Raw genomic sequence first — 22,906 nt, forward strand, 5'->3', positions numbered from 1 at the left:
CGTTCCCACGCAGACGGTTCGACATGGGAACGATCGGGTTGCTGCGATTACTTGGTGGGTTTGACGGTCACCGGTGCCTTGCCCGCCTTCATCTGCTCCAGCAACGGCGCGCACTGATTCGGCTCGCCGCCGCTCGGCGCCACCAGCGCCAGCAGCCCCGCCGCCGGCGCGGCGATCACGCCCAACGCCACCATCCCCGCCCCGCGCAACATCAGCGGCACCGCTTTGACCCCGGCATCCGGCTTGATGAACTTGCCGCGTACATACAACGGCGAGCGCAGGGAAATCAGACGCCAGCCCTTGGACTCCGGCGTCACCGTCAGATCCAGTTGCTCGGTGGCCATGTTCGCCGTGCCATCGATGTAGATGATTGCGTTCTCGGTATCGAACACAAACAGCCGCGTGCTCGCCAGGCCGGTCTTGATGTCGAAGTCCGCCGCCGCGCAGTTGATCTTCACTTCCTTGTCGCCAAAGATCTTGCCGACCACGTAGTTGCCGACGTTGAGGCCTGCCAGCTCCATCAACTCGCGACTGATCGCGCCGTCGTTGATCAGCATCTTCAGGTTGCCGTTGGCACCGCCCAACAGCTTCGCCACCGAGTTGCCGCGACCGGCAATGTCGGCATCGCCGTTGAGTTCACCGAAACTGGTCTTCATCGGTTCGAAGGTCGGGAACAGCTGTTTGAGCTTGAACTTGCGCGCGGTCAATTTGGCCCGGCCTTCCAGTGGCTCGGTACGACCGTTGAGACGAATCTGCGCGTCGAGATTGCCGCCGGCCACGCCGAAGCGCAGTGGCTCCAGACTCAGTTCGCCGTCGTTGAGTTTCAGGTGGGTATAGAGGTCGGTGAACGGCAGTTCTTCGCTGTGGACGATGCGTTTGCCGGTGAATTCGACGTCGGCGTCCATGTCGCGCCAGCGCTCGGTCTTGAATTCTTCCACCGGCAACACCTTGTCCGCCGGCTGTTTGCTCTCGCCGCCACGGGCCTTCTGCTTGGCATTGGAGTCTGCACCGATCAGCGGTGCGAGGTCGGCGAACAACAGTTGATTGGACAGCAGCGCGCCACTCAGCTTGGGCCGTGGCTGGCTGGCGACATAGGCCAGATCGCCATGAATGTCGCTGCTACCGATCTTGCCGTTGAACTGTTCGTAGCGGAACTGCGCGCCGCCCGGCTCATGCAGCTTGGCGATCAAATGGCCGTCGGTGGCATAAGGCGGGGTGTCCGGCAGGGTTACGCCGGTCAGCGGATACAGATTGCCGAGGCTGGCGCCGGCCAGTTTCAGGCGCAGGTCGAGGGCGCCGAGATTCAGCGGATCGGTCAGGGTGCCGGCGAGTTCGACGCTGGTATCGCCGATCTTCACCTGGGCCTGCAACGGGAACGGTTTGCTCGCGTCCTGCAGCGCCAGCAGACCGCCGATCTTGCCCTGGCCGGCAAGTTTCTGGCCGTGGTACTGGCCGGTGACTTTCAGGCCGAAGGCGTAATCCTGCGGTGCCCCGCCCTTGTCCTGTGCGGTTTTCGCGGCTTTGTCACCGACGATATCGCTGAACGGAATCGGCTTGCCCAGCGGATCGATCAGCAAGTCGAGGTTGGTCCTGAGGGTCTGGTCATCCAGGGTGACGTGGCCCTTGTCGAAACCGATGGCGCCGATGTCGACCACCCAGTTCGAGGGCTCGGCGTTCGGGTCCTTGGGATCGAACTTGAAGGTCCAGTTGGCGCGACCGTCGGCCAGGCGCTGCAATTGTGCGTTCGGCTCAGTCAGGTCGATCCGAGGGATCGTCACCCGTTGCGCCAGCAAGGCCAGTGGCGAGATGCGCAGCTCGACCCGTTTGAGGGTGACCATCTGCGGCTGTTTCGACCAGTCCGGATTGCCCAGCGTCAGGTCTTCGGCCACCACATGCGGCCACGGCACCCAGGCGCGCCAGCCGCCCTCGTCGATTTCGCGCCGCCAGACCACCGACAGGTTGCCGTTGATGGCGAACGGTCGGTGCAATTCTTCCGAGACTTTGGCATTGAGCGGCGGCTTGATCCGGTTCCAGTCGAAAAACACGATGACCAACACCAGCACCGCCAGAAGCAGCACAAGGGTGGCGAAGGTCCAGGCGAAGATTTTACGGGTGCGCGTCATGCACAAAGCTCCTGAAGACGACTGCATCCATTGGCACGACGCAGCTGAAACGGCAGGCCATGATGGCCCTCATGAAATCTGTGACTGACAAACAGCCCGCAGGTTTAATCCAAAGCCCCAGCGAGGGGAAAAAACGGTTGTCATTCTGACTGATCGGTCGAATTGGCGTTACCGCCCCCGCACATTTGCGGGGCGCAAGTGGGTGGAAAATACCCACCGCAGTGCAAAACCGCCCGCCTGAAACGCCCGAGCTAGAGCCTCCCAATGGAACAATCAATTCTGTTGATTATTACCATTGTGTTTATGAACTTTTATATCGACTTATCGAGAGTAGCATTAGCTTCGTACCCACTTTATCGCCCTCCCAAGGAGCAACCCATCATGAAACGCCAACTTCTGTTCAGTCTTACCCTCTCGATGCTGGCCAGCACCGCTTTCGCTCTGCCAGCTGCCGATCAAGCGACTCCGCAAGTCAAAACCAGCCACTCGGTGTTCAGCCAGACCGTTGCTGCTGATGGCTCCGACCGCACTCCACAAGGCCAGACCCTGGCTGAAAACGGTCGTAACCGTCTGGAAGAAAAAGGCCTGGTTCAAGATGGCTATGACAAAACCCCACAAGGTCAAACCGTAGCTGAAGGCGGCCGCGATCGTCTGGAAGAGAAAGGTCTGGTTCAAGACGGTTCGGATCGCACTCCACAAGGTCAGACTCTGGCTTCTGACGGCGGTGACCGCACTCCCCAAGGCCAGACCCTGGCATCGGACGGCGGTGACCGCACTCCCCAAGGCCAGACCCTGGCATCGGACGGTGGTGACCGCACTCCACAAGGTCAAACTCTGGCCGAAGGTGGTGGTGACCGTGTGATCGAACGCAACAGCGCTTTGAGCTAAGCCCATGGCGGCCTGGAAAAAAAGCCCAATCCCCGGATTGGGCTTTTGACTTTTCAGCAGCCTGTATAAAGAAGTCGCGATTTCCCGCTTTCATCCCCCCTGCCGTTCGACGCCGACAAAGCCGATTTGCTAGAGTGCGGCGCTTGTCTTGCCTAAGAACACTCCCTTGCGATGCTGCCCCGCGCCGAACAGAAACAACAGACCCGCAACGCCCTGATGGACGCTGCCCGCCACCTGATGGAAAGCGGCCGAGGATTCGGCAGCCTGAGCCTGCGTGAAGTGACGAAAACCGCCGGCATCGTGCCCACCGGTTTCTACCGGCATTTCGCCGACATGGACGAACTCGGCCTGGTGCTGGTCAGTGAAGTCGGCCAGACCTTCCGCGAAACCATCCGCCTGGTACGCCACAACGAATTCGTCATGGGCGGCATCATCGATGCGTCGGTGCGGATCTTCCTCGACGTGGTCAGCGCCAACCGTTCGCAATTCCTGTTTCTGGCCCGCGAGCAGTACGGCGGATCGTTGCCGGTGCGTCAGGCCATCGGCCGCTTGCGTGAAGACATCAGCTCCGACCTGGCGGCGGACCTGGCCCTGATGCCCAAGCTTCAGCATCTGAATCGCGATGGCCTGAGCGTGATGGCCGATCTGATCGTCAAATCGGTGTTCGCCACCCTGCCGGACATCATCGACCCGCCGGCCGAAGCCCTGCCGGAGCATCTGACGCCCCAGGCGAAGATCACCCAGCAGTTGCGCTTTATCTTCATCGGGCTGAAGCACTGGCAAGGGCTCGGCAGTACCGAGTGAGAAAGCAAAAAATCGCAGCCTTGAGCTGCGATTTTTTTGCGCCGCAAATTGGTGCATGTAAAAAACTTCATGCACCAAAACATCTCACAATCCTGCAACATCTTGAAACATCCACTAGGCTCCGACAGGGTTTTCCTACGCTTCGTCCGATTGGCAAGCCCCTTGCTCTAGCCTGAGCATTGTCCACTGCTGGAAGCTTTCCGATGCTGGTGATTCATCGCAGAATCGACCCTCAACCCGTCTGGGCCGCCGAGTTGCACCTGACCTTCGAAGCCAGGAGCAAAAGCCGCCTGCGCTGTTTCAGTGCCGAAGGCGAAGACGTCGGACTGTTTCTGGAGCGCGGTCAGCCGCCGCTGTATGACGGTGATTGCCTGCAAGCCGAAGATGGCCGGATCGTCCGGGTCTGTGCCCGCCCTGAACAATTGCTGCACGTCACCTGCGCCAATGCTTTCGAACTGACCCGCGCCGCCTATCACCTGGGCAACCGCCATGTTGCGCTGCAAGTCGGTGACGGCTGGCTGCGGCTGCTTGACGATTACGTGCTCAAGGCGATGCTCGAACAGCTCGGCGCCGCCGTGGAATCGATCGAGGCCCCGTTCCAGCCGGAACACGGCGCCTACGGCGGCGGCCATCACCATTCGCGGCACGGTGACGAAGACTTCAACTACGCGCCGAAACTCCATCAGTTCGGCGTCCGTCTGTGAACCCGGCCTGGGCGCTGCTGCGCCTGGCCAGTCCGCAATTGCCGATTGGCGGCTACAGCTATTCCCAGGGCCTGGAAATGGCTGTGGATAACGGCCGCGTCGACAGCCCGGACAGCGCCCGCCGCTGGATCAGCGATCAATTGCTGCTCAACCTCGCGCGGTTCGAGGCGCCCATGTTGCTCGCCCATTGCCAGGCCGCCGCGGACGAACACTGGGATGAATTGCGCAAGCTCTGCGAAAGCCATCGCGCCAGCCGCGAAACCCGCGAACTGCATCTGGAGAGCCGGCAGATGGGCTACTCGTTGCAGCAATTGCTCAACGGCTTGCCCGAACTCGATCAGCCCGCGCGGGACTTTCTCGAACATTGCGCCGAGCCGCACCTGGCCCTGTGCTGGGCCTTGGCGGCTCGCGCCTGGCAGATCAGCCCGCAGGACGCCCTCGCCGCGTGGCTGTGGAGCTGGCTGGAAAACCAGCTCGCGGTGCTGATGAAAACCTTGCCGCTGGGCCAGCAAGCCGCCCAGCGCCTGACCAGCGAACTGCTGCCGCTGCTGCAACAGGCGCAGCAGGACGCCACCCGAATCAACCCCGAACACCTCGGCAGCGCCGCGTTCGGTCTGTCCCTGGCGTGCATGGCCCATGAGCGCCAGTACAGCCGCCTGTTCCGTTCCTAGGGCCTTTTATCTGGAGAATCACATGAACACACAACCCCTGCGCGTCGGCATCGGCGGCCCGGTCGGTTCCGGCAAGACCGCGTTGACCCTGGCCCTGTGCCTGGCCCTGCGCGAGCGCTACAACCTGGCTGTAGTCACGAACGACATCTATACCCGCGAAGACGCCGACTTTCTGGTGCGCAACGAAGCCCTGGCGCCGGAACGCATCATCGGCGTGGAAACCGGCGGCTGCCCGCACACGGCGATCCGCGAAGACGCTTCGATCAACCTCGAAGCGGTGGATCAACTGAACCGCCGCTTTCCCGGGCTGGACCTGATTCTGGTGGAGTCCGGCGGCGACAACCTTTCCGCAACCTTCAGCCCGGAACTGTCCGACCTGACCATCTACGTGATCGACGTTTCCGCCGGCGACAAGCTGCCGCGCAAGGGCGGGCCCGGCATTTGCAAATCCGACCTGCTGGTGATCAACAAGATCGACCTTGCGCCGCTGGTCGGCGCCTCGCTGGAGATGATGAACAGCGACACCCAACGCATGCGCAACGGCAAGCCGTTCGTGTTCAGCAACCAGAAAACCGGTCAGGGCCTGGAAGACATCATCGCCTTCATCGAACGCCAGGGCCTGCTGACCGCAGCCTGATTCACTGATCAACAAGGAAGCTTATCCATGACACTCAAACGCATTCTCGGCGCTGTCGCGCTGCTGCTGACTCCGGCCCTGGCCTTCGCCCACCCTGGCCACGGCGACTCTGGCCTGGTGGCCGGCATCAGCCACCCGATCGGCGGTCTCGACCATTTGCTGGCAATGCTGGCCGTCGGCCTGTGGGCCGCGCAGCAGCAAGGCGCCGCACGCTGGGCGCTGCCGTGCACCTTTGTCGGCACCATGCTGATCGGTGGACTGCTCGGTTTTGAAGGACTGGAATTGCCGGCGCTGGAAAGCGGGATTGCCGCCTCGGTGCTGGCGCTGGGTCTGGCGGTGGCGCTGGCCGTGCGTCCGCCACTGGTGATGGCGGTGGCGGCAACGGCGCTGTTTGCACTGTTCCACGGCGTGGCTCACGGCCTCGAGTTGCCGGACATGTCGAGCCCATGGGCGTATGCCGCCGGTTTCGTGGTCGCAACGGCTGCGCTGCATGCGGCGGGTTATGCGGTCGTGCGTTTTCTGCCTCAGGCGGCTGCGCCGCTGGTTCGACTGGCCGGAGCGGCTTCGGCAGTGACCGGCGCGTGGTTGCTGGCCGGCTGAACTGCACCTCTGATCGTTCCCGCGCATGGCGCGGGAACGATCGATCGCCACTCTCTGCTACCATGTCGCGCAATCGCCCCTGCCGTGACGACGTCCGCCCATGCCCCACGCTTCCCGCTCCACCTCCCTGCCTGAACTGACCGCCCTGTTCGGCGAAGTGCAACAGCACTTTCTGAACGTGATCGTGCCCCTCTGGCAAGGACCGGGCTGGAACGCCGACATGGCGTTGCCTTACGAGGCGCTGGACGGCGCACATCAGCCGCTGCCACCGCAGCGCTATCGGGCCATGGCCTGCGCACGGCAGCTGTACCTGTTTTCCAGCCTGATCGGGGTTGTGGATAACGCCGAAGTCCGCGCGGCTGCACTGTTCCGTTCCCTGCAACGGCACTTCCACGATGCCGAGCACGGCGGCTGGTTCTACAGCATCGATCCGCAGGGCAAACCGCTGGATCAGCGCAAGGACCTCTACACCCACGCCTTTATCCTGTTTGCCTGCGCCCACTACTGGGAAAAATCCCGCGAGCCCCTGGTCGAGTCGACCTTGAACGCAGCGCTGGAAGTCATCGGCCGGCGATTCGCAACGGGCGACGGCCTCTACGAGGCCTGCCTCGACCGCGACTGGATCACGCTGGAAACCGGCCCGTTGCAAAACCCGCTGATGCACCTGGCCGAGGCCTTCCTGGCCACGCTGGCCGTGCGCGAAGATCCCCAGACCCAGCAGGCGCTGAGCGAGTTATGCACAGCCATGCACAAGCACTTCATCGAACCGCAACAGGGCGTACTGATGGAAAAACCGCTGGGGGCTGTGGATAACTGGTTTGAGCCGGGGCATCAGTTCGAATGGTATTTCCTGCTCGAATCCTCACCGCTGCTGCGCGGGTCGAAGCTGCACGCGGCAGTGGATCGTGCGTTTGCCTTCACCGAACAACAGGGCGTCGAGGCCGACACCGGTGCGGTGCTGGCCATGCTTGATCCGCAAGGACACGGGAAGGATTCGACCCAGCGCATCTGGGCCCAGGCCGAGTACCTGCGCGCCCTGACCTTGCGTCCGGGCAGTGAAAGCGCGGTGCTGCGCCAGTTGCAGGCGCTGCAACAGAGCTTCCTGCACGCCGGCGGCTGGCACGAATGCCGTGACGATCAGGGCGAGGTCAGCCGCAAGGACATGCCGTCGACTACGCCTTATCACTTGGCGACCTGCTATCGCGGCATCGCCGACTATCTGAGCTGACAGCCGTGGCGAGGGAGGCGACTCCCTCGCCACGCAACATCAGGCAATCCACTTCCTGTCGCCGGTGAAGCTGATGGTCAGCCAGCGCGCCGCATCCGGTTTGCCCAGCTTCGCGGAAATCTCCTCGCGCAGCACGTCCAGCTGACCGACGCTCTGCAGCCGGTAATCCGCCGGCAACACGACGTGAATCTCGATAAATCGCGCCCGCCCGTGCTTCTGCACATAGGACACGTAGTCGTCGAAACCATGCTCGGCCTTGGCCGCGTCCATCACCTGACGCACCTGATCGTCCAGCGTGTCCGGCGCAATGCCGAGCACGTCCCGCAGCGCCGGGCCGAGGATCTTGAAGGCCGGCGGCAGCATGGTCAGGGCCAGCACGATCAGGATCAGCGGGTCGACAAATTTCGCCCACTCGCCGTAACCCTGGGACTGGAGCAACAGCGCCGCGAGGAAACTGATCAGCAGGCCCACCGACAGCATCGCGTCCACCAGCCAACTGATGTTGTCGAACTGGATCAGGCTCGACTTGAGCGTGCGATTGCGGTGGCGCACGTAGAAGAAGTAGGCGAACTCGACAACGGTGAACACCGCCGCGTAGATGATCACCAGCCCCAGTTCGATCTCACGACCGCCATTGATGATGCCGAACACACCGTTGAGAAACGCGTAAATGGCGATCAACAGCAGGAAACTGCCCTCGATCAGCAGCACCATCGGCTCCAGGTGCCAGAAGCCGAACTGGAAGCGCTGGTTGCTTTGCTTGGCGATCAGCTTCGCGGTGATCAGCATCAGGACTTTGATGAAGGTGGCAATCAGCGAAAAAAAGCCATCGAACAGGATGGACTGGGAACCCGAAACAAAACCGGTGACGATTCCGGCGATCGACACGGCCAACATTAGAAGGGTGGATTGTTTGAGCAGCGACTGCTCACCTCGGTTACTCACTTTGACTCCTCGAAAAACCTTGAAAACCGCAGGGTGCGGTGGGGTTGTTGAGGAGTGAGTCTACCTTACTGCCAGAATTTGGCCGATTTGCCCTCTTCGCCAACAGATTGGCGAAGAGGGCAACACCGTATCAGGCCTTGTTACGCTCGATGGCAAAACCAGCCCAGGTCTGGCTCACCGGCATGAGTTCCAGGCTGTTGATGTTGATGTGCGCCGGCGCGTTCAGCACCCAGAAGATGGTCTCGGCGATGTCCTGCGGCTGGATCGGCTCGGCACCGGCGTAGGTGGCGTCGTAACGCGCCTGATCGCCGGCGAAACGCACCAGCGAGAACTCGCTCTCGCACAGGCCCGGCTCGATGTTGCTGACGCGCACGCCAGTGCCCTGCAGATCGCAACGCAGGTTCAGCGAGAACTGTTTGACGAACGCCTTGGTCGCGCCATAAACGTGGCTGCCCGGGTACGGATAGTTACCGGCGATGGAGCCGAGGTTGATGATGCCAGCGCCACGACCGTGGGCGATCAGCCGAGGCAGCAACAGGCGAGTGCTGTACATCAGGCCTTTGACGTTGGTGTCGACCATGGTGTCCCAATCATCGAGGTCGCACTTCGGTGCAGGGTCCACGCCCAGCGCCAGGCCGGCGTTGTTGATCAGGCCGCGCAGCTTGGCGAACGATGGCGGCAGATTGGCAATCGCCTCCTCCATCGCCTTGCGATCACGCACGTCGAGCACCAGGCCATGCACTTCGGTCTGCTTCGACAGCTCGGCGCACAGCGCGTTGAGGCGTTCTTCACGACGACCGGTCAGCACCAGTTTCCAGCCGGCCTCGGCAAAACGACGGGCACAGGCTTCACCAAAACCGGAGGTCGCGCCGGTGATAAACAGGGTGTTGGACATCGTGTTCTCCTTGCTTCGGCCGCCCGGGCAGCCATTGGAATAGAAAATCAGCGGGCAGCATGCCCGGCCCTGCTTTAACCGGCAACCACCGAATCCTGCTCATTAATTGATCAATGGCCGCTACGCCATATGCGCCGTGGCCTGGAGCCATGTGCACGCACGTTATCCACAAGCCCTTCCACAGTTTCCGGGGGCAAGTGGAAAAGCGCAAAGCCGCGCCACACAAGGCTTTGCGAGCGATTCAGAAAGTTTTTTGCTTGACCCTGAACAACCAGTTGTGCCGGGCAGGGCATTTTGCACGACCGGCCGGTCATGCCCATGATTGCGCGAGGCCAGCAACTACGGCCCTCAGCCGAGTCTTTCCAGAGTTTAATCACAGACTTATCCACAGGATTAACCACAACGATCAGCACCTTTTTGTACCCCATAAAAAAGGTTGACAAACAGGCCTTCCCTTCAGCAAAAACACACTGCTCAAAAAACAACCACACCCCTGAAAGCCTCGGTTTACAAGGCTTTCAGCGAGCTACACCCACGTTATTCACAGCCAGCTCCACAGCAAACGGGGACAAGTCAAAACTGTGGAAAAACAGCCATTTGCAGCGTCTATATGTCGCGCTTTGGCAGGTTGGCGATTTTGTTTTCCACAATTTCCCGAACGTGTCTGTCTTCGGTGAACAGTCGGGCGCAAAAAAGCCCCGACACTCACGCATCGGGGCTTGTGGACAACTTCAAACGATCAGTGACCGCCGAGGTAAGCGTTACGCACCTCCTCGTTCACCAGCAGTTCCTGGCCGGTTCCCGTCAGGCGGATCTCGCCATTGACCATCACGTATGCCCGGTCGGACAGCTTCAACGCATGGTTGGCGTTCTGTTCGACGAGGAAAATGGTCATGCCGGTTTTCGCCAGTTCCCGCAGGGTGGCGAAGATCTGTTTGACCACGATCGGCGCCAGCCCCAGGCTCGGCTCATCCAGCAGCAACAGCTTGGGCCGGCTCATCAACGCCCGGGCGATGGCGAGCATCTGCTGCTCGCCGCCGGACATGGTCATGGCCCGCTGATTACGGCGCTCCTCGAGCCGCGGGAACAGCTCGAACATGCGCTGCATGTCTTCCTTGGCGAACTTGTCGCCGATCGGAATGGTGCCCATCAGCAGGTTTTCCTCGACGGTCATGTCGGGGAACACCCGCCGCCCTTCCGGCGATTGCGCGATGCCGTTGGAGGCGATGTAGTGCGATGACTTGTGGGTAATGTCCACGCCCTGATACAGGATCTGCCCGCCCGCCGCCCGAGGCTGGCCGAAGATCGACATCAGCAGCGTGGATTTGCCGGCACCGTTGGAGCCGATCAGGCTGACGGTTTCCCCTTCGTTGATCTGCAGCGAAACACCTTTGAGGGCCTGAATCGGGCCGTAGAACACGTCCAGATCCTTGAGTTCGAGGATGGGTTGCGTCATACGACTTCCTCTTCGTCGGCGCCCAGGTAAGCGGCGATCACTTTCGGATCGTTACGAATGGCATCCGGTCCGCCCTCGGCGATGACGATGCCGTGGTCCAGCACCACGATGTGATCGGAAATGCTCATTACCATGCCCATGTCGTGTTCGATCAGCACCACGGTCAGATCGTGCTCGTCGCGCAGCAGCCGGATCATCGCGCTCAGCGCTTCGGTTTCCTGAGGGTTGAGGCCGGCGGCCGGTTCGTCGAGGCAGATGATCTGCGGCCGCGTGCACATGGCCCGGGCGATTTCCAGACGGCGTTGCTGGCCGTAGGAAAGCTCACCGGCCAGACGGTTGGCGCAGTCCACCAGATCCACCACTTCCAGCCAGTAGAACGCGCAGTCCAGCGCGTCGCTTTCAGCCTTGCGATAGCCCTTGGTGTTGAGGATGCCGGCCAGCATGTTGCGGTTGACCCACATGTGCTGGGCCACCAGCAGGTTCTCCAGCACCGACATTTCCTTGAACAGGCGAATGTTCTGGAACGTCCGGGCCAGGCCTGCGCGGTTCACCAGGTGGGTGCCGCCGAACATTTTGTAATACAGGCGACTGGCAAAGTTTTTCGGCGAGACGAAGTCGGTCGGTTTGAACGACTCGCCCAGCAGCTGGATGACGTTGGTCTGCCGGCCGCGCACGTTGAGTTCGATCTTGCCGCCGGAGGCCTTGTAGAACCCGGTCAGGCAGTTGAACACCGTGGTCTTGCCGGCGCCGTTGGGGCCGATCAGGGCGAAGATCGAGTTGCGCTTGACCTTCAGGCTGACGTCGCTCAAGGCCTTGATGCCACCGAAGTGCATCATCAGTTTTTCAACAGAGAGTACGACTTCACTCATGGCGCAGTCCTCTCATAGTGAATGGCACCTTTGCGTGGAGTGACCCCGGTACGGCTGATGCGGATCAGCCCGCGAGGTCGCCAGATCATCATCAACACCATCAGGATCCCGAACAGCAGCACGCGGTATTCGGCGAAGCCGCGCAGCAGTTCCGGGGCGACGGTCAGCACGAACGCTGCGATCACCACACCGATGGTCGAGCCCATGCCACCGAGCACAACGATGGCGAGGATCAGCGCCGATTCGAAGAAGGTGAACGAGGTCGGGTTGACGAAACCTTGATAGGTGGCGAAGAACACACCCGCCAGACCCGCCGTGGACGCACCGATAGTGAACGCCGAGAGCTTGACCAGCACGTGGTTGAGGCCCATCGAGCGGCAGGCGATCTCGTCTTCACGCAGGGCTTCCCAGGCGCGGCCGACCGGCATCTTCACCAGACGATGCTTGATGTACAGCACGGCCAGCACCACCAGAAACAGCACCGCATAAATGAAGTAGTACTTCACGTCCGGGTTGTAGGCGATGCCGAAGAACTCGTGGAACGGCACCCCGCCATCCTTCGCCCGCTTGCCGAATTCCAGACCGAAGAAGGTCGGCAGTGGCGCCGGCATGCCGTTCGGGCCGCCGGTCAGGGACAGCCAGTTGTTGAGCACCAGACGAATGATTTCACCGAAGCCCAGGGTCACGATCGCCAGGTAGTCGCCGTGCAGACGCAATACCGGGAAACCGAGGATGCAACCGGCAAGGCCAGCGGTGATCGCCGCCAGTGGCAGCACGGTCCAGAAGCCCAGGCCGAGGTACTGATACCCGAGCGCCAGACCGTAGGCGCCGATGGCGTAGAACGCCACGTAACCCAGGTCGAGCAGGCCGGCCAGGCCCACCACGATGTTCAGTCCCAGCCCCAGCAGCACGTAGATCAAACCGAGGATGACCACGCCCAGCAGGTATGAGTTGGAGAAGAACGGCAACGCCACGGCGATGGCGATCATCAGCGGGATGATCCAGCGCAGGCGCGATTTGTAGTCCGGGGCCAGCACATGTACGCCGGAACCGGTGCTCTCGAATCCGTCGAGAATGCGCAGGCCTTTCGGGGTTTGCAGGAACAGACTGAGGGCAAACCGGCCGGCCATGACGATGGCAATGATCCACGCCACGCGGGTCGGTTCGAGGTTGAAGCTGTAGCCGTCGAGTACCACGCCGACGATCGGCCCGAACACGATCAGGGCGATCAGACCGGCGAGAATCGCCTCAACCAGGCTTTTTTTGACATCAATGGATTTTGTAGTGGTTGAAGACATCGCTTACACCTTCGACACAAGAGGACGGCCCAGCAGGCCCTGAGGCCGGAAGACCAGAACAAGTACGAGCAGCGAGAAGCTGAACACGTCTTTGTAGTCGGAGTTGACCAGGCCCGAGAACAGCGACTCGGAGATCCCGAGGATGATCCCGCCGAGCATGGCGCCAGGCAGCGAACCGATCCCGCCCAGTACTGCCGCGGTAAATGCCTTGATGCCGATGATGAAGCCGGCATAGAAGTCGAAGGTGCCGTAGTTCATGGTGATCAGCACGCCGGCCAACGCCGCCATGGCCGCACCGATGATGAACACGTAAGAAATCACCCGGTCGGTGTTGATGCCGAGGATCGAAGCCATCTTGCGGTCCTGCTGGGTCGCACGGCACATGCGCCCGAGCTTGGTGTACTTGATGACGTAGGTCAGCAGGCCCATGCCGACGAATGCGGCCACCAGGATGAAGACTTTGGTGTAGGTCAGTTGCACGAAGCCGGTACCGACTTCGACACGCCATGCTCCGGTCAGCAGGGTGGGAACGCCCTGTTGTTTGGCGCCTTGGGCGATCTGTGCGTAGTTCTGCAGAATCAGAGAGATGCCGATGGCGCTGATCAACGGTGCCAGTCGGGTGGAGTTGCGCAGGGGTTTGTAAGCGACTCGCTCGATGACCCAGCCATACACCGCCGTGATCACGATGGTGAATACCAGGGTGCCGAGCATCAGCAGCGGGAAGGATTCAATACCGAAGTAAGCCAGCAGAGCCAGACTGATTGCCGCCAGGTAAGCAGAAATCATGTAAACCTCGCCGTGGGCGAAGTTGATCATGCCGATGATGCCGTAGACCATTGTGTAGCCGATGGCGATCAGGCCATAGACCGACCCGAGGGTCAGGCCGTTGACCAGTTGCTGCAGGAAAATACCATCCATAACGCAATCTCACGCAGTGAGAACCTGCACCCCCTGAGGCGCGCGGTTCTTCTAGGAAAAATACAGATTTACGTCGGAGCAATGTCAGACAGGAAACCGCAGCCCCCTTGTGGGAGCTGGCTTGCCAGCGATAGCGGTAGAACATTCAACAAAGTTGTCGACTGTCAGGCCGTCATCGCGGGCAAGCCCGCTCCCACAGGGAATGTGGCGTCCGGTTGATCAGGTGCCGTTACTTCTGCTTTTCCAGCTGGTGATATTTGCCGTCCTTGTCCCACTGGTAGACCACGTAGTCGGAGACCTTAAGGTCGCCTTTGGAGTCCCAGGTCTTCTCGCCCATGACGGTCTTGACCGGGTTCTTCTTCAGCCAGGCAGCGGCCTCCTCGCCCTTGTTCGACTTGGCGCCGTTGAAGGCGGCGGCCAGGGTCTGAACCGATGCATAGGCGTACAGGGTGTAGCCTTCAGGCTCGGTGCCAGCCTTGCGGAATGCATCTACCACGGTCTTGCTGTCTGGCAGCAGGCGTGGGTCGGCACCGAAGGTCATCAGCACGCCGTCGACGAATTGCGGGCCGCCGGCGGTGGTCACCAGTTCGTCGGTCACGATGCCGTCATCGGACATGAACTTGACGTCTTTCAGGCCCTGTTCACGCAGTTGGCGAACCAGCGGGCCGGCTTCCGGGTGCAGGCCACCGAAGTAGACGACATCGGCGCCGGCGCCACGGATCTTGGTGACGATGGTGCTGAAGTCTTTCTCGCCACGGGTCAGGCCTTCGTACAACACTGGCTTCACGCCGCGTTTTTCCAGCTGAGCCTTGGTCGCGTCGGCCAGGCCCTGACCGTAGGTGTCCTTGTCGTGCAGCACGACGACTTTCTTGCCCTTGAGCACGTCGACGATGTAGTCGCCGGCGACGATGCCTTGCTGGTCGTCACGGCCGCACATACGGAACATGGCGCTCAGGCCGCGCTCGGTCACTTGCGGGTTGGTGGAGCCCGGCGTGATGGCGATGATGCCGGCTTCGTCGTAGATCTCGGACGCAGGAATGGTGGAGGACGAGCAGAAGTGGCCGACCACACCGGCGACTTTCTGGTTGGTGAGGTCCTTGGCGACCGTCACCGCCTGTTTCGGCTCGCAGGCGTCATCGCCCTTGACCAGGACGATCTTCTCCCCGTTGACGCCGCCCGCCGCGTTGACCGCGTCGGCCGCCGCTTGTGCCCCTTTCATGTATTGCTCGCCAAATGCCGCGTTGGCGCCCGTCATCGGACCCGCCACACCGATTTTCACATCAGCTTGTGCAAACGCAGAAACACCCAGCGCAGTAGCCACTGCGAGGGCCAGAAAGCCTTTCTTGTAAAACGTCTGGGACATGAGGTGGTGCTCCAAGGTTTTTTTTAGTTGGCACTGCGACTTCACTTGAATGCTCAGAGCAAGGGCCGTGCCATCGGTTTTTTATACTTCAAAAAGTCGCTGCTTTCTTGTTATTTCGACTGTTTCGTTCCCATTTTCATTGGGCGTGCAACCGTCTAAACCGCGGAAGGTGAAACCAATTATTTTTTCAGGCGCAACCCGCACGCGCCATCATTGCAACCGCGGCGCCAAACGACGTGCAACCAGCCTGTAACAGCCCGCGTCACCGAACTGCACACTGCTGGTGCGGAACTGCTACAACCCGCACCATTACAGGCTAGTCGCTACATCGAAAAGCGCCGCTTCCGGCAACATATTTCAACACTCAGATGACGATCCGCAGGCACTGGCCCGCGTGATACAGCGAGAACCCGGCCTCGTACAGACAACTGCGCAAGCCAACTCCCGCCAACGGCTGCATCGGTGCGAAGGGAATCGGCAATGCCTGAGGATTTCCGTTACACAGGTAATCAGCGAAGGCCTTGCCGACCACGGTGCCGGTAGTCACGCCCCGACCGTTGTAACCGGTGACGGCCACCAGTCCCGGCGCCGGTTCGAACAGGCGCATCAAATGATCAGGGGTGAACGCGATGCGCCCGGTCCAGGTGCATTCCCATTCAACTGGCTTGAGATTGGGGAAGTAATGTTGCTGCACCCGGTCGGCCCAGGCCTTGAGGAACCAGGTCGGTTTCTGATTGCCGTTGCCGAGGCTGCCCAGCAGCAGACGGCCGTCCTTGTCGCGGCGGATGCTGCTCAGCACCTGACGGGTATCCCACGAGCCCTGCCCTCCCGGGAGGATTTCCTGAGCCGCGTCTTCGGTGAGCGGCACCGAAGCGACCTGATAGTAGTAACCGGGGAAGAAATTGCGCTTGAGTTCGGTCCAGTCGCCTTCGGTGTAGGCGTTGGAGGCGATCACCACTTGTTCGGCCAGCACCGAACCCTGCTCGGTCTGCACCAACCATTTCTGCCCTTGCCGTTCAAGACGCGCGACCGGGGAGTGATCGAACATCTGCCCGCCAAGGCTCATTACAGCATTGGCCAGCCCGGTGACGTAGGCCATCGGATTGAGCGTACCGGCGCGCCGGTCGAGCAGCGCGGCGGCGATCTTCTGTGTACCGGTCGCCTGCTCACAGGCCTTGCCAGTCAGCAGTTCGACCGGCGCACCGCGGCGCTTCCATTGTTCTTCGCGACTGCGCAGATCCGCCTCACCCTTGGCGTTATGTGCCATGTGCAGGGTGCCTTCGCGGCGCAATTGGCAATCGATGTTGTATTTATCCACAAGGCTGAACACCAGCGCCGGCGCCGCACCGAGCATGCGGTTGAGCTGACTGCCGACCGCCTCGCCGAATCCCGCCTCGATCTCGTCCGGCGGAATCCACATCCCGGCGTTGACCAGCCCGACGTTGCGCCCGGAGCCGCCATGCCCGGCGCGATGGGCTTCGAGCACACAGACGCTCTTGCCCTTTTCCAGCAGATGCAGCGCCGCCGACAGCCCGGTAAACCCGGCGCCGATCACGCAGACATCAACCTTGACCTCGCCCCTGAGCGCCGTGTTATCCGGGCGTTGCGGCGTGAGTTTTTCCCACAGACATTCTTCGCGTAACGGCATTGCCAGACTCCAACAGAAACCTGCCAAACACACCTAAGAGATCGTTCCCACGCTCTGCGTGGGAACGCAGTCAGGGACGCTCTGCGTCCCGAAAGCGAACGCGGAGCGTTCGGTGCAGCATTCCCACGCAGAGCGTGGGAACGATCAATAGCTTTGAGAACACTGTCAGTCGAACGTGATGCCCTGCGCCAGCGGCAATTCCAGCGAGTAGTTCACGGTATTGGTCTGCCGACGCATGTACGCGCGCCACGCATCCGAGCCCGACTCACGACCGCCGCCCGTTTCTTTCTCGCCACCGAACGCGCCGCCGATTTCCGCGCCGCTCGGGCCGATGTTGACGTTGGCGATGCCGCAGTCGCTGCCGACCGCCGACATGAATTTCTCGGCCTCGCGCACATCGGTGGTGAAGATGCACGACGACAACCCTTGCGGCACGGCATTGTTCAGGCGCAGCGCCTCTTCGAAATCGCTGTAACCGACCACGTACAGGATCGGCGCGAAGGTCTCGCTGCACACCACGTCGCTCTGCTCCGGCATTTCAACGATGGCCGGCGACACGTAGTAGGCGTTAGGGAATTGGTCTTCCAGTTGGCGCTTGCCGCCGAACACCCGACCGCCCTCGCTCAGCGCCTGCTCCAGCGCATCCTGCATGTTTTCGAAGCTGTGCTTGTCGATCAGCGGGCCGATCAGATTGCCTTCCAGCGGGTGACCGATACGAACCTTGGAGTACGCGGCTTTGAGGCGGGTGACGATTTCTTCTTTCACCGACTCATGGGCGATCAGGCGCCGCAACGTGGTGCAACGCTGGCCGGCGGTGCCGACGGCGCTGAACAGAATGGCGCGCACGGCCATGTCCAGATCGGCGCTCGGGCCGAGGATCATCGCGTTGTTGCCGCCCAGTTCGAGAATGCTGCGGGCGAAGCGGGCGGCGACTTTCGGCGCCACTTCGCGGCCCATGCGGGTGCTGCCGGTGGCGCTGATCAGCGCGACACGCGGGTCATCCACCAGCGCTTCGCCGGCATCGCGGCCGCCGATGATCACCTGGCTCAGGTGCGCCGGGGCATCGCTGAAGTTCTTCAGTACGCGCTCGAACAGCGCCTGACAGGCCAGTGCGGTCAGCGGGGTTTTCTCCGACGGCTTCCACACCACCGGGTTGCCGCAGACCAGCGCCAGCGTGGTGTTCCACGCCCACACCGCGACCGGGAAGTTGAACGCACTGATCACGCCGACCACGCCCAGCGGGTGCCAGGTTTCACGCATGTGGTGGCCCGGACGCTCGGAGGCGATGGTCAAGCCGTACAACTGGCGGGACAGGCCGACGGCGAAGTCACAGATGTCGATCATCTCCTGCACTTCACCCAAGCCTTCCTGAGTAATCTTGCCGGCCTCCCAGGAAACCAGTTCGCCAAGATCATTTTTGTATTCACGCAGCACTTCGCCGAACTGACGCACCAGCTCGCCGCGACGCGGGGCCGGCACCTTGCGCCAATGTTCGAACGCATGATCTGCGCGACTGATGTGCTGCTCGACTTCGGCCGGGCCTTCCCAGTTCACGGCGCCGATGCGGCTGCCGTCGATGGGCGAATGCACCGGCACTTTGCCGTTCTGGTACAGGGCCGGGTTCACACCTAGACGATCAAGCAATGCGGCAACCATGGGTCACTCCTCAAGCAAAAAACTGAATGTGTGCGGGCGCGTTTTCACGACCGGGCAGACCTTTAGTTGTAGCGTCAGGAAGGCTGTGCAACAAACGACCTTTACGCGAGATATCATTCCGTTTATTCATGCTGCGCAGAAAGACAAGAAAAGGATCGCCCATGCTGAACAAACGCCACTTGCCGTCGATCACCGCGTTGCAGTGCTTCGAGGCCGTGACCCGGCACCTGAGTTTCACCCGGGCCGCCGAGGAACTGAACCTGACCCAGAGCGCCGTCAGCAAGCAGGTGGCGCAGCTCGAAGAATTGTTACAGCACTTGTTGTTTCGCCGGGTGCGCCGCCGTTTGCAGATGACCCCGGCCGGCGATCTGTATCTGGTGGAAGTCAGAAAAATCCTGACCCAGGTCGAGATGTCGACCCATTACCTGCGTTCCTACGGCGGCGAAACCGAAGTCCTGCGGGTCTCCACGCCCTCGACCTTCGGCGCTCGCTGGCTGGTGCCGCGCCTCAAGGGCTGGCGTCTGCGTCATCCGTCGATCCATCTGGACCTGTGCAACGAGCAGGAGGCCGATGACTTGCTGCAAGGGCGCAGCGACCTGGCGTTCTATTTCGGCCAGGGTTCACGCCCCGGCACCGAATGCCTGAAGCTGTTCGGCGAAGAACTGGTGCCGGTCTGCGCGCCGAGTAGCCTGCCGGACATTCCGTTGACTGATCCAACGCAACTCACCGATCTGGTCCTGCTGCAGAATGCTTCGCGCCCGCAAGCGTGGCACGACTGGTTCGACAGCCAGGGCTATCAGACCGAACACAGCTACCACGGCCCGCGCTTCGAAACCTTTTATATGTGCATCCGCGCCGCGCAGGTCGGCTGCGGCGTCGCCCTGCTGCCGAGGTTTCTGGTGGAAGAGGAATTGGCCGACGGCAAACTGGTCATTCCCTGGCAGCATGCGATGCCCAGCACCGACGCCTATTACCTGGCCTACCCGGAACACGCGGCGGAAGTGCCCAAGGTGCGGGATTTCGTGAAGTGGATGCTGGAGCAGATCGATAGTACTAATGCCGACTGACCTGAGTGAAAACGCGTTGTATTGCGCCGGCTCGGCGAATCGTCACGCAATTACAAACAGGCCATCAACAAACTTGGTTTGAGTGAGTCGCGCGCGCAGGTCGTCATCGATAACCGGATCATCAACGTCATAAAGTCGCACCCGGCGATAAGCATCGATCCGATTGATTTCCTGCCCCAGATACTCCCAAACGACTCGCGAACAAGCCGGAGCCCGATGGTCAGCGGCGGACACACCCATTTTCAGACCGTTGAGCCGTGTGATGCAGCTCTTGAAGCTTGGTATGAGAATGGTCTGGCTGATCTCGTTCGAGGTCAGTGACTCGTAGTCGATAAGAAACAGGCGATCTCTGAGGTAGTAAGCGAACCCGATGTATCGATACCTTTCAAACTCACCTTCGGCACCCGCAATCTGTAAGCACTCGTTTCGCTCATAGACGATGTCTGATCCATCTTCACAGACGTGCACCAGCGAGCACAGAATCGAGCCAGGCTCCGTCATAGCGTGATAGTACTCATAGTAGTAACCAGTGTGCGCCTTGAGCTCCGGCGAGGAGTGTTGACGCAGGTGTCCAAGCATTCTCTGCGGTGCAGTTTGTTCTTCGACTGTGCCGGGTTTCCTAGACCTCATGCCGATCAGTGTGATGAATTGCTCTGTCGGAAGGGCTATTTCAAACGCCTCGACCCCAAAAAAATCGCAGATTCTTTTCAAGTTGAAAGCTGTAGGTACACTATTCCCACACAGATACTTATTGAATTGCCCGCGATTAATTCGAATCTTCCTACAGACTTCCGCGACAGATCTGTAGTGACTGCACAGAAGTCTTAAGTTAGCTGGAAGAGACTCCCACATAAATATCCTTGAAACAGTTTTAGAAGACGCAACCATAGCAGCAACTCGCATCACTTTTAAGCAACTTGCGAAATTGCGGCCTGCGAAATATGGCTGGATATTACGAGCCCTGAAAGGTTTCAGGACTTGACCAGCTAATAAAAAACGCCAGCACTTTCAATAGCAAGGAGCTTTGAATGCTAGACATCATCAACGACTTTCTTTCGGGAAAGGTTTTGATCCCTGTAGTCCTTGGACTGGGTAGCTATTTCACCATCCGATCAAGGTTTGTCCAGTTCAGATATTTCCTGCACATGTTTACCGTTTTACAGGGCAGTTGGCGCAGCGGCAGTCGCCATCTGAGTTCGCTTCAGGCATTGACCCTCAGCCTCGCCGGGCGGGTGGGCACGGGCAACATCGTCGGGGTAGGGATTGCAGTGAGCATGGGAGGACCCGGCGCCGTGTTCTGGATGTGGATGACAGCCTTGCTCGGCATGTCGAGTAGCTTCTTCGAATGCACACTGGGCCAACTCTACAAACGTAGCGATGGGAATGGCCTGTTTCGAGGCGGCCCCTCTTGGTACATCGAGCACGGTCTGGACAAACGCTGGCTCGGAACAATTGCAGCGCTTCTACTGCTAGTGACGTTTGGATTTGCAATCAATGGTCTCGAATCGCATGCAGTCTCACATTCGCTGAAAGACGCTTTCGGTCTGGCGCCAATGTGGTCAGGGCTCACATTGGCGCTGCTGCTCGGGGCAGTTTTTATGGGTGGGATAAAACGAATAGCTGCCGTAGCCGACCTGTTGGTGCCGCTGAAGGTTCTCGCTTACATCGGCGTTACGAGCTATGTGATCGTGCTGCAGTTCGATCAGGTTCCGCCAATGCTGATGACCATCATCCGAAGCGCATTCGGTCTGGATCAGGCGTTTGGTGGATTGGTCGGCAGCGCAATAGTCATGGGTGTGAGACGCGGTGTGTTTTCCAATGAAGCGGGGCTGGGCAGCGCTCCCAATGTTGCTGCCGTGGCGAAAACCGACCATCCCGTGGCACAGGGCGTGGTGCAGGCATTCAGCGTATTCATCGACACGTTCGTGATTTGTACGTGCACGGCATTACTCATTTTGCTTTCGGGTTTCTACTCGCCTGGATTTGAGGGCGACGGTGTTGCGTTGGCACAAAACTCGTTGGCAGCCGTGGTCGGTGAATGGGGGCGAATGTTCATCAGTGTGGTGCTGGCGCTGTTCGTCTTCACGGCGATGCTCTACAACTACTACCTCGGGGAAAACAGCCTTCGGTTCATGTTTGGCGAGCCCCGAAAAACGCTGTTCTTCTACCGATCGCTGGTATTGGTTTTGGTGTTATGGGGGGCGGTAGAGGATCTTTCGACCGTGCTTGCTTTCGCCGACATCACCATGACGTTGCTGGCGCTGGTCAACCTTGTAGCCATGGCACTGCTGTTTAAAGTTTGCCTCCGGATCTTGCGAGATTACGACGAGCAGCGTCGTATCGGAATCAAGACGCCCATTTTCGACTCCAGCAAGTTTCTTGATCTTGATCTCGACCCATTGGCCTGGCCGCCGCGACCAAGAAAACTACAAACAATAAATCGCAGTTCGTCATCGGCAACCAACGAAGTAACTACATGATCAGTTTAAACAATTAAGCCGAGTGCTAAGCCATTCGACCCCGCAATGGCTCAGCAAACCAATATATAAGAACCTCATCAAATCGACTTGAAGAAGAAAAAACTCTTCTACTCATTAAGCCAAAAACAATTATCAGGACGCCCCCGATGAATCGTTATTTCCCACTTAAAGCCAATGCGACCAACAGTCCAACTTACTTGATAGATACACACTCCGCACCCGGCCAGCTGTTCGAAGATGCCTGCTTCAGAATCCGCGCTGCTGTCAGCCTTCTGGAGACCCTGACATCCGTAACCATCAAGGACATCAATGACTCAGATCTGTACCGACTGATACTTCCCGTTTATGTATTACTTCAAGATGGCGTTGACACACTCGACCAGGTTTCCTTCAAGGGAGACTTCACTCATGGCTGAGAAAGCAACCTATGCAATGCTCAGGGCAGCAATGATCAAAGCGGTTGAAACCAACCTCATCCCTAGGCATTCGCGTCTCGCAGAGTACATAAAAAGTTGGGAACGACTTGAGCTGGTCATTCAAACCTCCCTCGATGTGTATCCCGAACAAAAAGCTGCTGCAGGAAAAAAAAAGCAAAAGCCGTCAAAAACAAAAGCAGGCCACCGAACAAAAAATCGCTAGCAATCTTCATCCAGGAT

At 59.9% G+C, this 22,906-nt stretch carries 22 protein-coding genes; 11 read left to right on the forward strand and 11 right to left on the reverse strand.

Going from position 1 to position 22,906, the window contains the following annotated elements; all coding sequences use genetic code 11:
* Window positions 1-47: 47 nt before the first annotated feature.
* Window positions 48-2,123 (reverse strand): AsmA family protein, encoded by a 2,076-nt coding sequence (locus tag ACM6JM_RS03480; RefSeq protein ID WP_074689654.1) that lies wholly within the window; start codon window positions 2,121-2,123, stop codon window positions 48-50.
* Window positions 2,124-2,504: 381 nt separating this feature from the next.
* Here ACM6JM_RS03480 and ACM6JM_RS03485 point away from each other — a divergent pair, with 381 nt between their 5' ends.
* The 7 genes from ACM6JM_RS03485 to ACM6JM_RS03515 all read left to right on the forward strand — a co-directional run bounded on the left by ACM6JM_RS03485 (window position 2,505) and on the right by ACM6JM_RS03515 (window position 7,655).
* Window positions 2,505-3,011: a hypothetical protein gene (locus ACM6JM_RS03485; protein ID WP_039766719.1), complete on the forward strand. Its 507-nt coding sequence runs from the start codon at window positions 2,505-2,507 to the stop codon at window positions 3,009-3,011.
* A gap of 171 nt (window positions 3,012-3,182) precedes the next feature.
* A complete protein-coding gene (locus tag ACM6JM_RS03490) occupies window positions 3,183-3,815 on the forward strand; it encodes a TetR family transcriptional regulator (RefSeq protein WP_039766718.1) in 633 nt (210 codons plus the stop codon).
* Between the two features lie 203 nt (window positions 3,816-4,018).
* Window positions 4,019-4,519, forward strand: a complete 501-nt coding sequence (gene ureE, locus ACM6JM_RS03495) for an urease accessory protein UreE (protein ID WP_414881345.1) — start codon at window positions 4,019-4,021, stop codon at window positions 4,517-4,519.
* Window positions 4,516-5,190 (forward strand): urease accessory protein UreF, encoded by a 675-nt coding sequence (locus ACM6JM_RS03500; protein ID WP_039766717.1) that lies wholly within the window; start codon window positions 4,516-4,518, stop codon window positions 5,188-5,190. The genes ureE and ACM6JM_RS03500 overlap by 4 nt, the downstream gene beginning before the upstream one ends.
* 22 nt (window positions 5,191-5,212) lie before the next feature.
* Window positions 5,213-5,827: an urease accessory protein UreG gene (gene ureG / locus ACM6JM_RS03505; protein ID WP_007950645.1), complete on the forward strand. Its 615-nt coding sequence runs from the start codon at window positions 5,213-5,215 to the stop codon at window positions 5,825-5,827.
* 27 nt (window positions 5,828-5,854) lie between these two features.
* Entirely contained in the window at window positions 5,855-6,427 is a 573-nt protein-coding gene (locus ACM6JM_RS03510) for a HupE/UreJ family protein (protein WP_074689651.1), read from the forward strand.
* Between the two features lie 100 nt (window positions 6,428-6,527).
* The gene (locus ACM6JM_RS03515) at window positions 6,528-7,655 is read left to right on the forward strand and encodes an AGE family epimerase/isomerase (RefSeq protein ID WP_414881346.1); all 1,128 of its coding nucleotides are present in this window, start codon (window positions 6,528-6,530) and stop codon (window positions 7,653-7,655) included.
* A 39-nt stretch (window positions 7,656-7,694) separates the two neighbouring features.
* On the opposite strand, the gene ACM6JM_RS03520 is transcribed toward ACM6JM_RS03515, so the two are convergent.
* From ACM6JM_RS03520 to ACM6JM_RS03560, 9 genes are all read right to left on the reverse strand, one after another.
* Entirely contained in the window at window positions 7,695-8,600 is a 906-nt protein-coding gene (locus tag ACM6JM_RS03520) for a cation diffusion facilitator family transporter (protein WP_039766710.1), read from the reverse strand.
* A gap of 130 nt (window positions 8,601-8,730) precedes the next feature.
* Window positions 8,731-9,495 carry an SDR family oxidoreductase gene (locus tag ACM6JM_RS03525; RefSeq protein WP_011332209.1) on the reverse strand — a complete coding sequence of 255 codons (765 nt, stop codon included), beginning with the start codon at window positions 9,493-9,495 and terminating at the stop codon, window positions 8,731-8,733.
* Window positions 9,496-10,234: 739 nt separating this feature from the next.
* A complete protein-coding gene (locus ACM6JM_RS03530; RefSeq protein ID WP_074689649.1) occupies window positions 10,235-10,951 on the reverse strand; it encodes an ABC transporter ATP-binding protein in 717 nt (238 codons plus the stop codon).
* Window positions 10,948-11,820: an ATP-binding cassette domain-containing protein gene (locus ACM6JM_RS03535; RefSeq protein WP_064593137.1), complete on the reverse strand. Its 873-nt coding sequence runs from the start codon at window positions 11,818-11,820 to the stop codon at window positions 10,948-10,950. The genes ACM6JM_RS03530 and ACM6JM_RS03535 overlap by 4 nt, the downstream gene beginning before the upstream one ends.
* Complete coding sequence (gene livM / locus ACM6JM_RS03540; RefSeq protein ID WP_039766706.1) at window positions 11,817-13,118, reverse strand: high-affinity branched-chain amino acid ABC transporter permease LivM; 1,302 nt, start codon at window positions 13,116-13,118, stop codon at window positions 11,817-11,819. Before livM ends, ACM6JM_RS03535 begins: the two co-directional genes overlap by 4 nt.
* A 3-nt stretch (window positions 13,119-13,121) precedes the next feature.
* Entirely contained in the window at window positions 13,122-14,036 is a 915-nt protein-coding gene (locus tag ACM6JM_RS03545) for an ABC transporter permease subunit (RefSeq protein WP_039766704.1), read from the reverse strand.
* Window positions 14,037-14,265: 229 nt separating this feature from the next.
* Complete coding sequence (locus ACM6JM_RS03550; RefSeq protein WP_039766703.1) at window positions 14,266-15,399, reverse strand: ABC transporter substrate-binding protein; 1,134 nt, start codon at window positions 15,397-15,399, stop codon at window positions 14,266-14,268.
* A 364-nt stretch (window positions 15,400-15,763) separates the two neighbouring features.
* The gene (locus ACM6JM_RS03555) at window positions 15,764-17,047 is read right to left on the reverse strand and encodes an NAD(P)/FAD-dependent oxidoreductase (RefSeq protein WP_414881347.1); all 1,284 of its coding nucleotides are present in this window, start codon (window positions 17,045-17,047) and stop codon (window positions 15,764-15,766) included.
* A gap of 165 nt (window positions 17,048-17,212) precedes the next feature.
* Complete coding sequence (locus ACM6JM_RS03560) at window positions 17,213-18,703, reverse strand: aldehyde dehydrogenase family protein (protein WP_221615480.1); 1,491 nt, start codon at window positions 18,701-18,703, stop codon at window positions 17,213-17,215.
* 161 nt (window positions 18,704-18,864) lie between these two features.
* On the opposite strand from ACM6JM_RS03560, the gene ACM6JM_RS03565 reads away from it, so the two are divergent.
* On the forward strand, window positions 18,865-19,770 hold the full coding sequence (locus tag ACM6JM_RS03565) for a LysR family transcriptional regulator (protein ID WP_074689648.1): 906 nt from the start codon (window positions 18,865-18,867) through the stop codon (window positions 19,768-19,770).
* Window positions 19,771-19,812: 42 nt separating this feature from the next.
* Here ACM6JM_RS03565 and ACM6JM_RS03570 read toward each other — a convergent pair whose 3' ends face one another.
* On the reverse strand, window positions 19,813-20,622 hold the full coding sequence (locus ACM6JM_RS03570) for a helix-turn-helix domain-containing protein (protein ID WP_163973923.1): 810 nt from the start codon (window positions 20,620-20,622) through the stop codon (window positions 19,813-19,815).
* Window positions 20,623-20,798: 176 nt separating this feature from the next.
* Here ACM6JM_RS03570 and ACM6JM_RS03575 point away from each other — a divergent pair, with 176 nt between their 5' ends.
* The 3 genes from ACM6JM_RS03575 to ACM6JM_RS03585 all read left to right on the forward strand — a co-directional run bounded on the left by ACM6JM_RS03575 (window position 20,799) and on the right by ACM6JM_RS03585 (window position 22,889).
* Complete coding sequence (locus ACM6JM_RS03575; RefSeq protein ID WP_414881348.1) at window positions 20,799-22,250, forward strand: alanine/glycine:cation symporter family protein; 1,452 nt, start codon at window positions 20,799-20,801, stop codon at window positions 22,248-22,250.
* A gap of 146 nt (window positions 22,251-22,396) precedes the next feature.
* A complete protein-coding gene (locus tag ACM6JM_RS03580; RefSeq protein ID WP_074689645.1) occupies window positions 22,397-22,666 on the forward strand; it encodes a hypothetical protein in 270 nt (89 codons plus the stop codon).
* Window positions 22,659-22,889, forward strand: a complete 231-nt coding sequence (locus ACM6JM_RS03585; RefSeq protein WP_414881349.1) for a hypothetical protein — start codon at window positions 22,659-22,661, stop codon at window positions 22,887-22,889. Before ACM6JM_RS03580 ends, ACM6JM_RS03585 begins: the two co-directional genes overlap by 8 nt.
* Window positions 22,890-22,906: the final 17 nt, after the last annotated feature.

Source organism: Pseudomonas sp. IT-P2 (assembly GCF_949767575.1).
Classification (GTDB): domain Bacteria; phylum Pseudomonadota; class Gammaproteobacteria; order Pseudomonadales; family Pseudomonadaceae; genus Aquipseudomonas; species Aquipseudomonas pharyngis.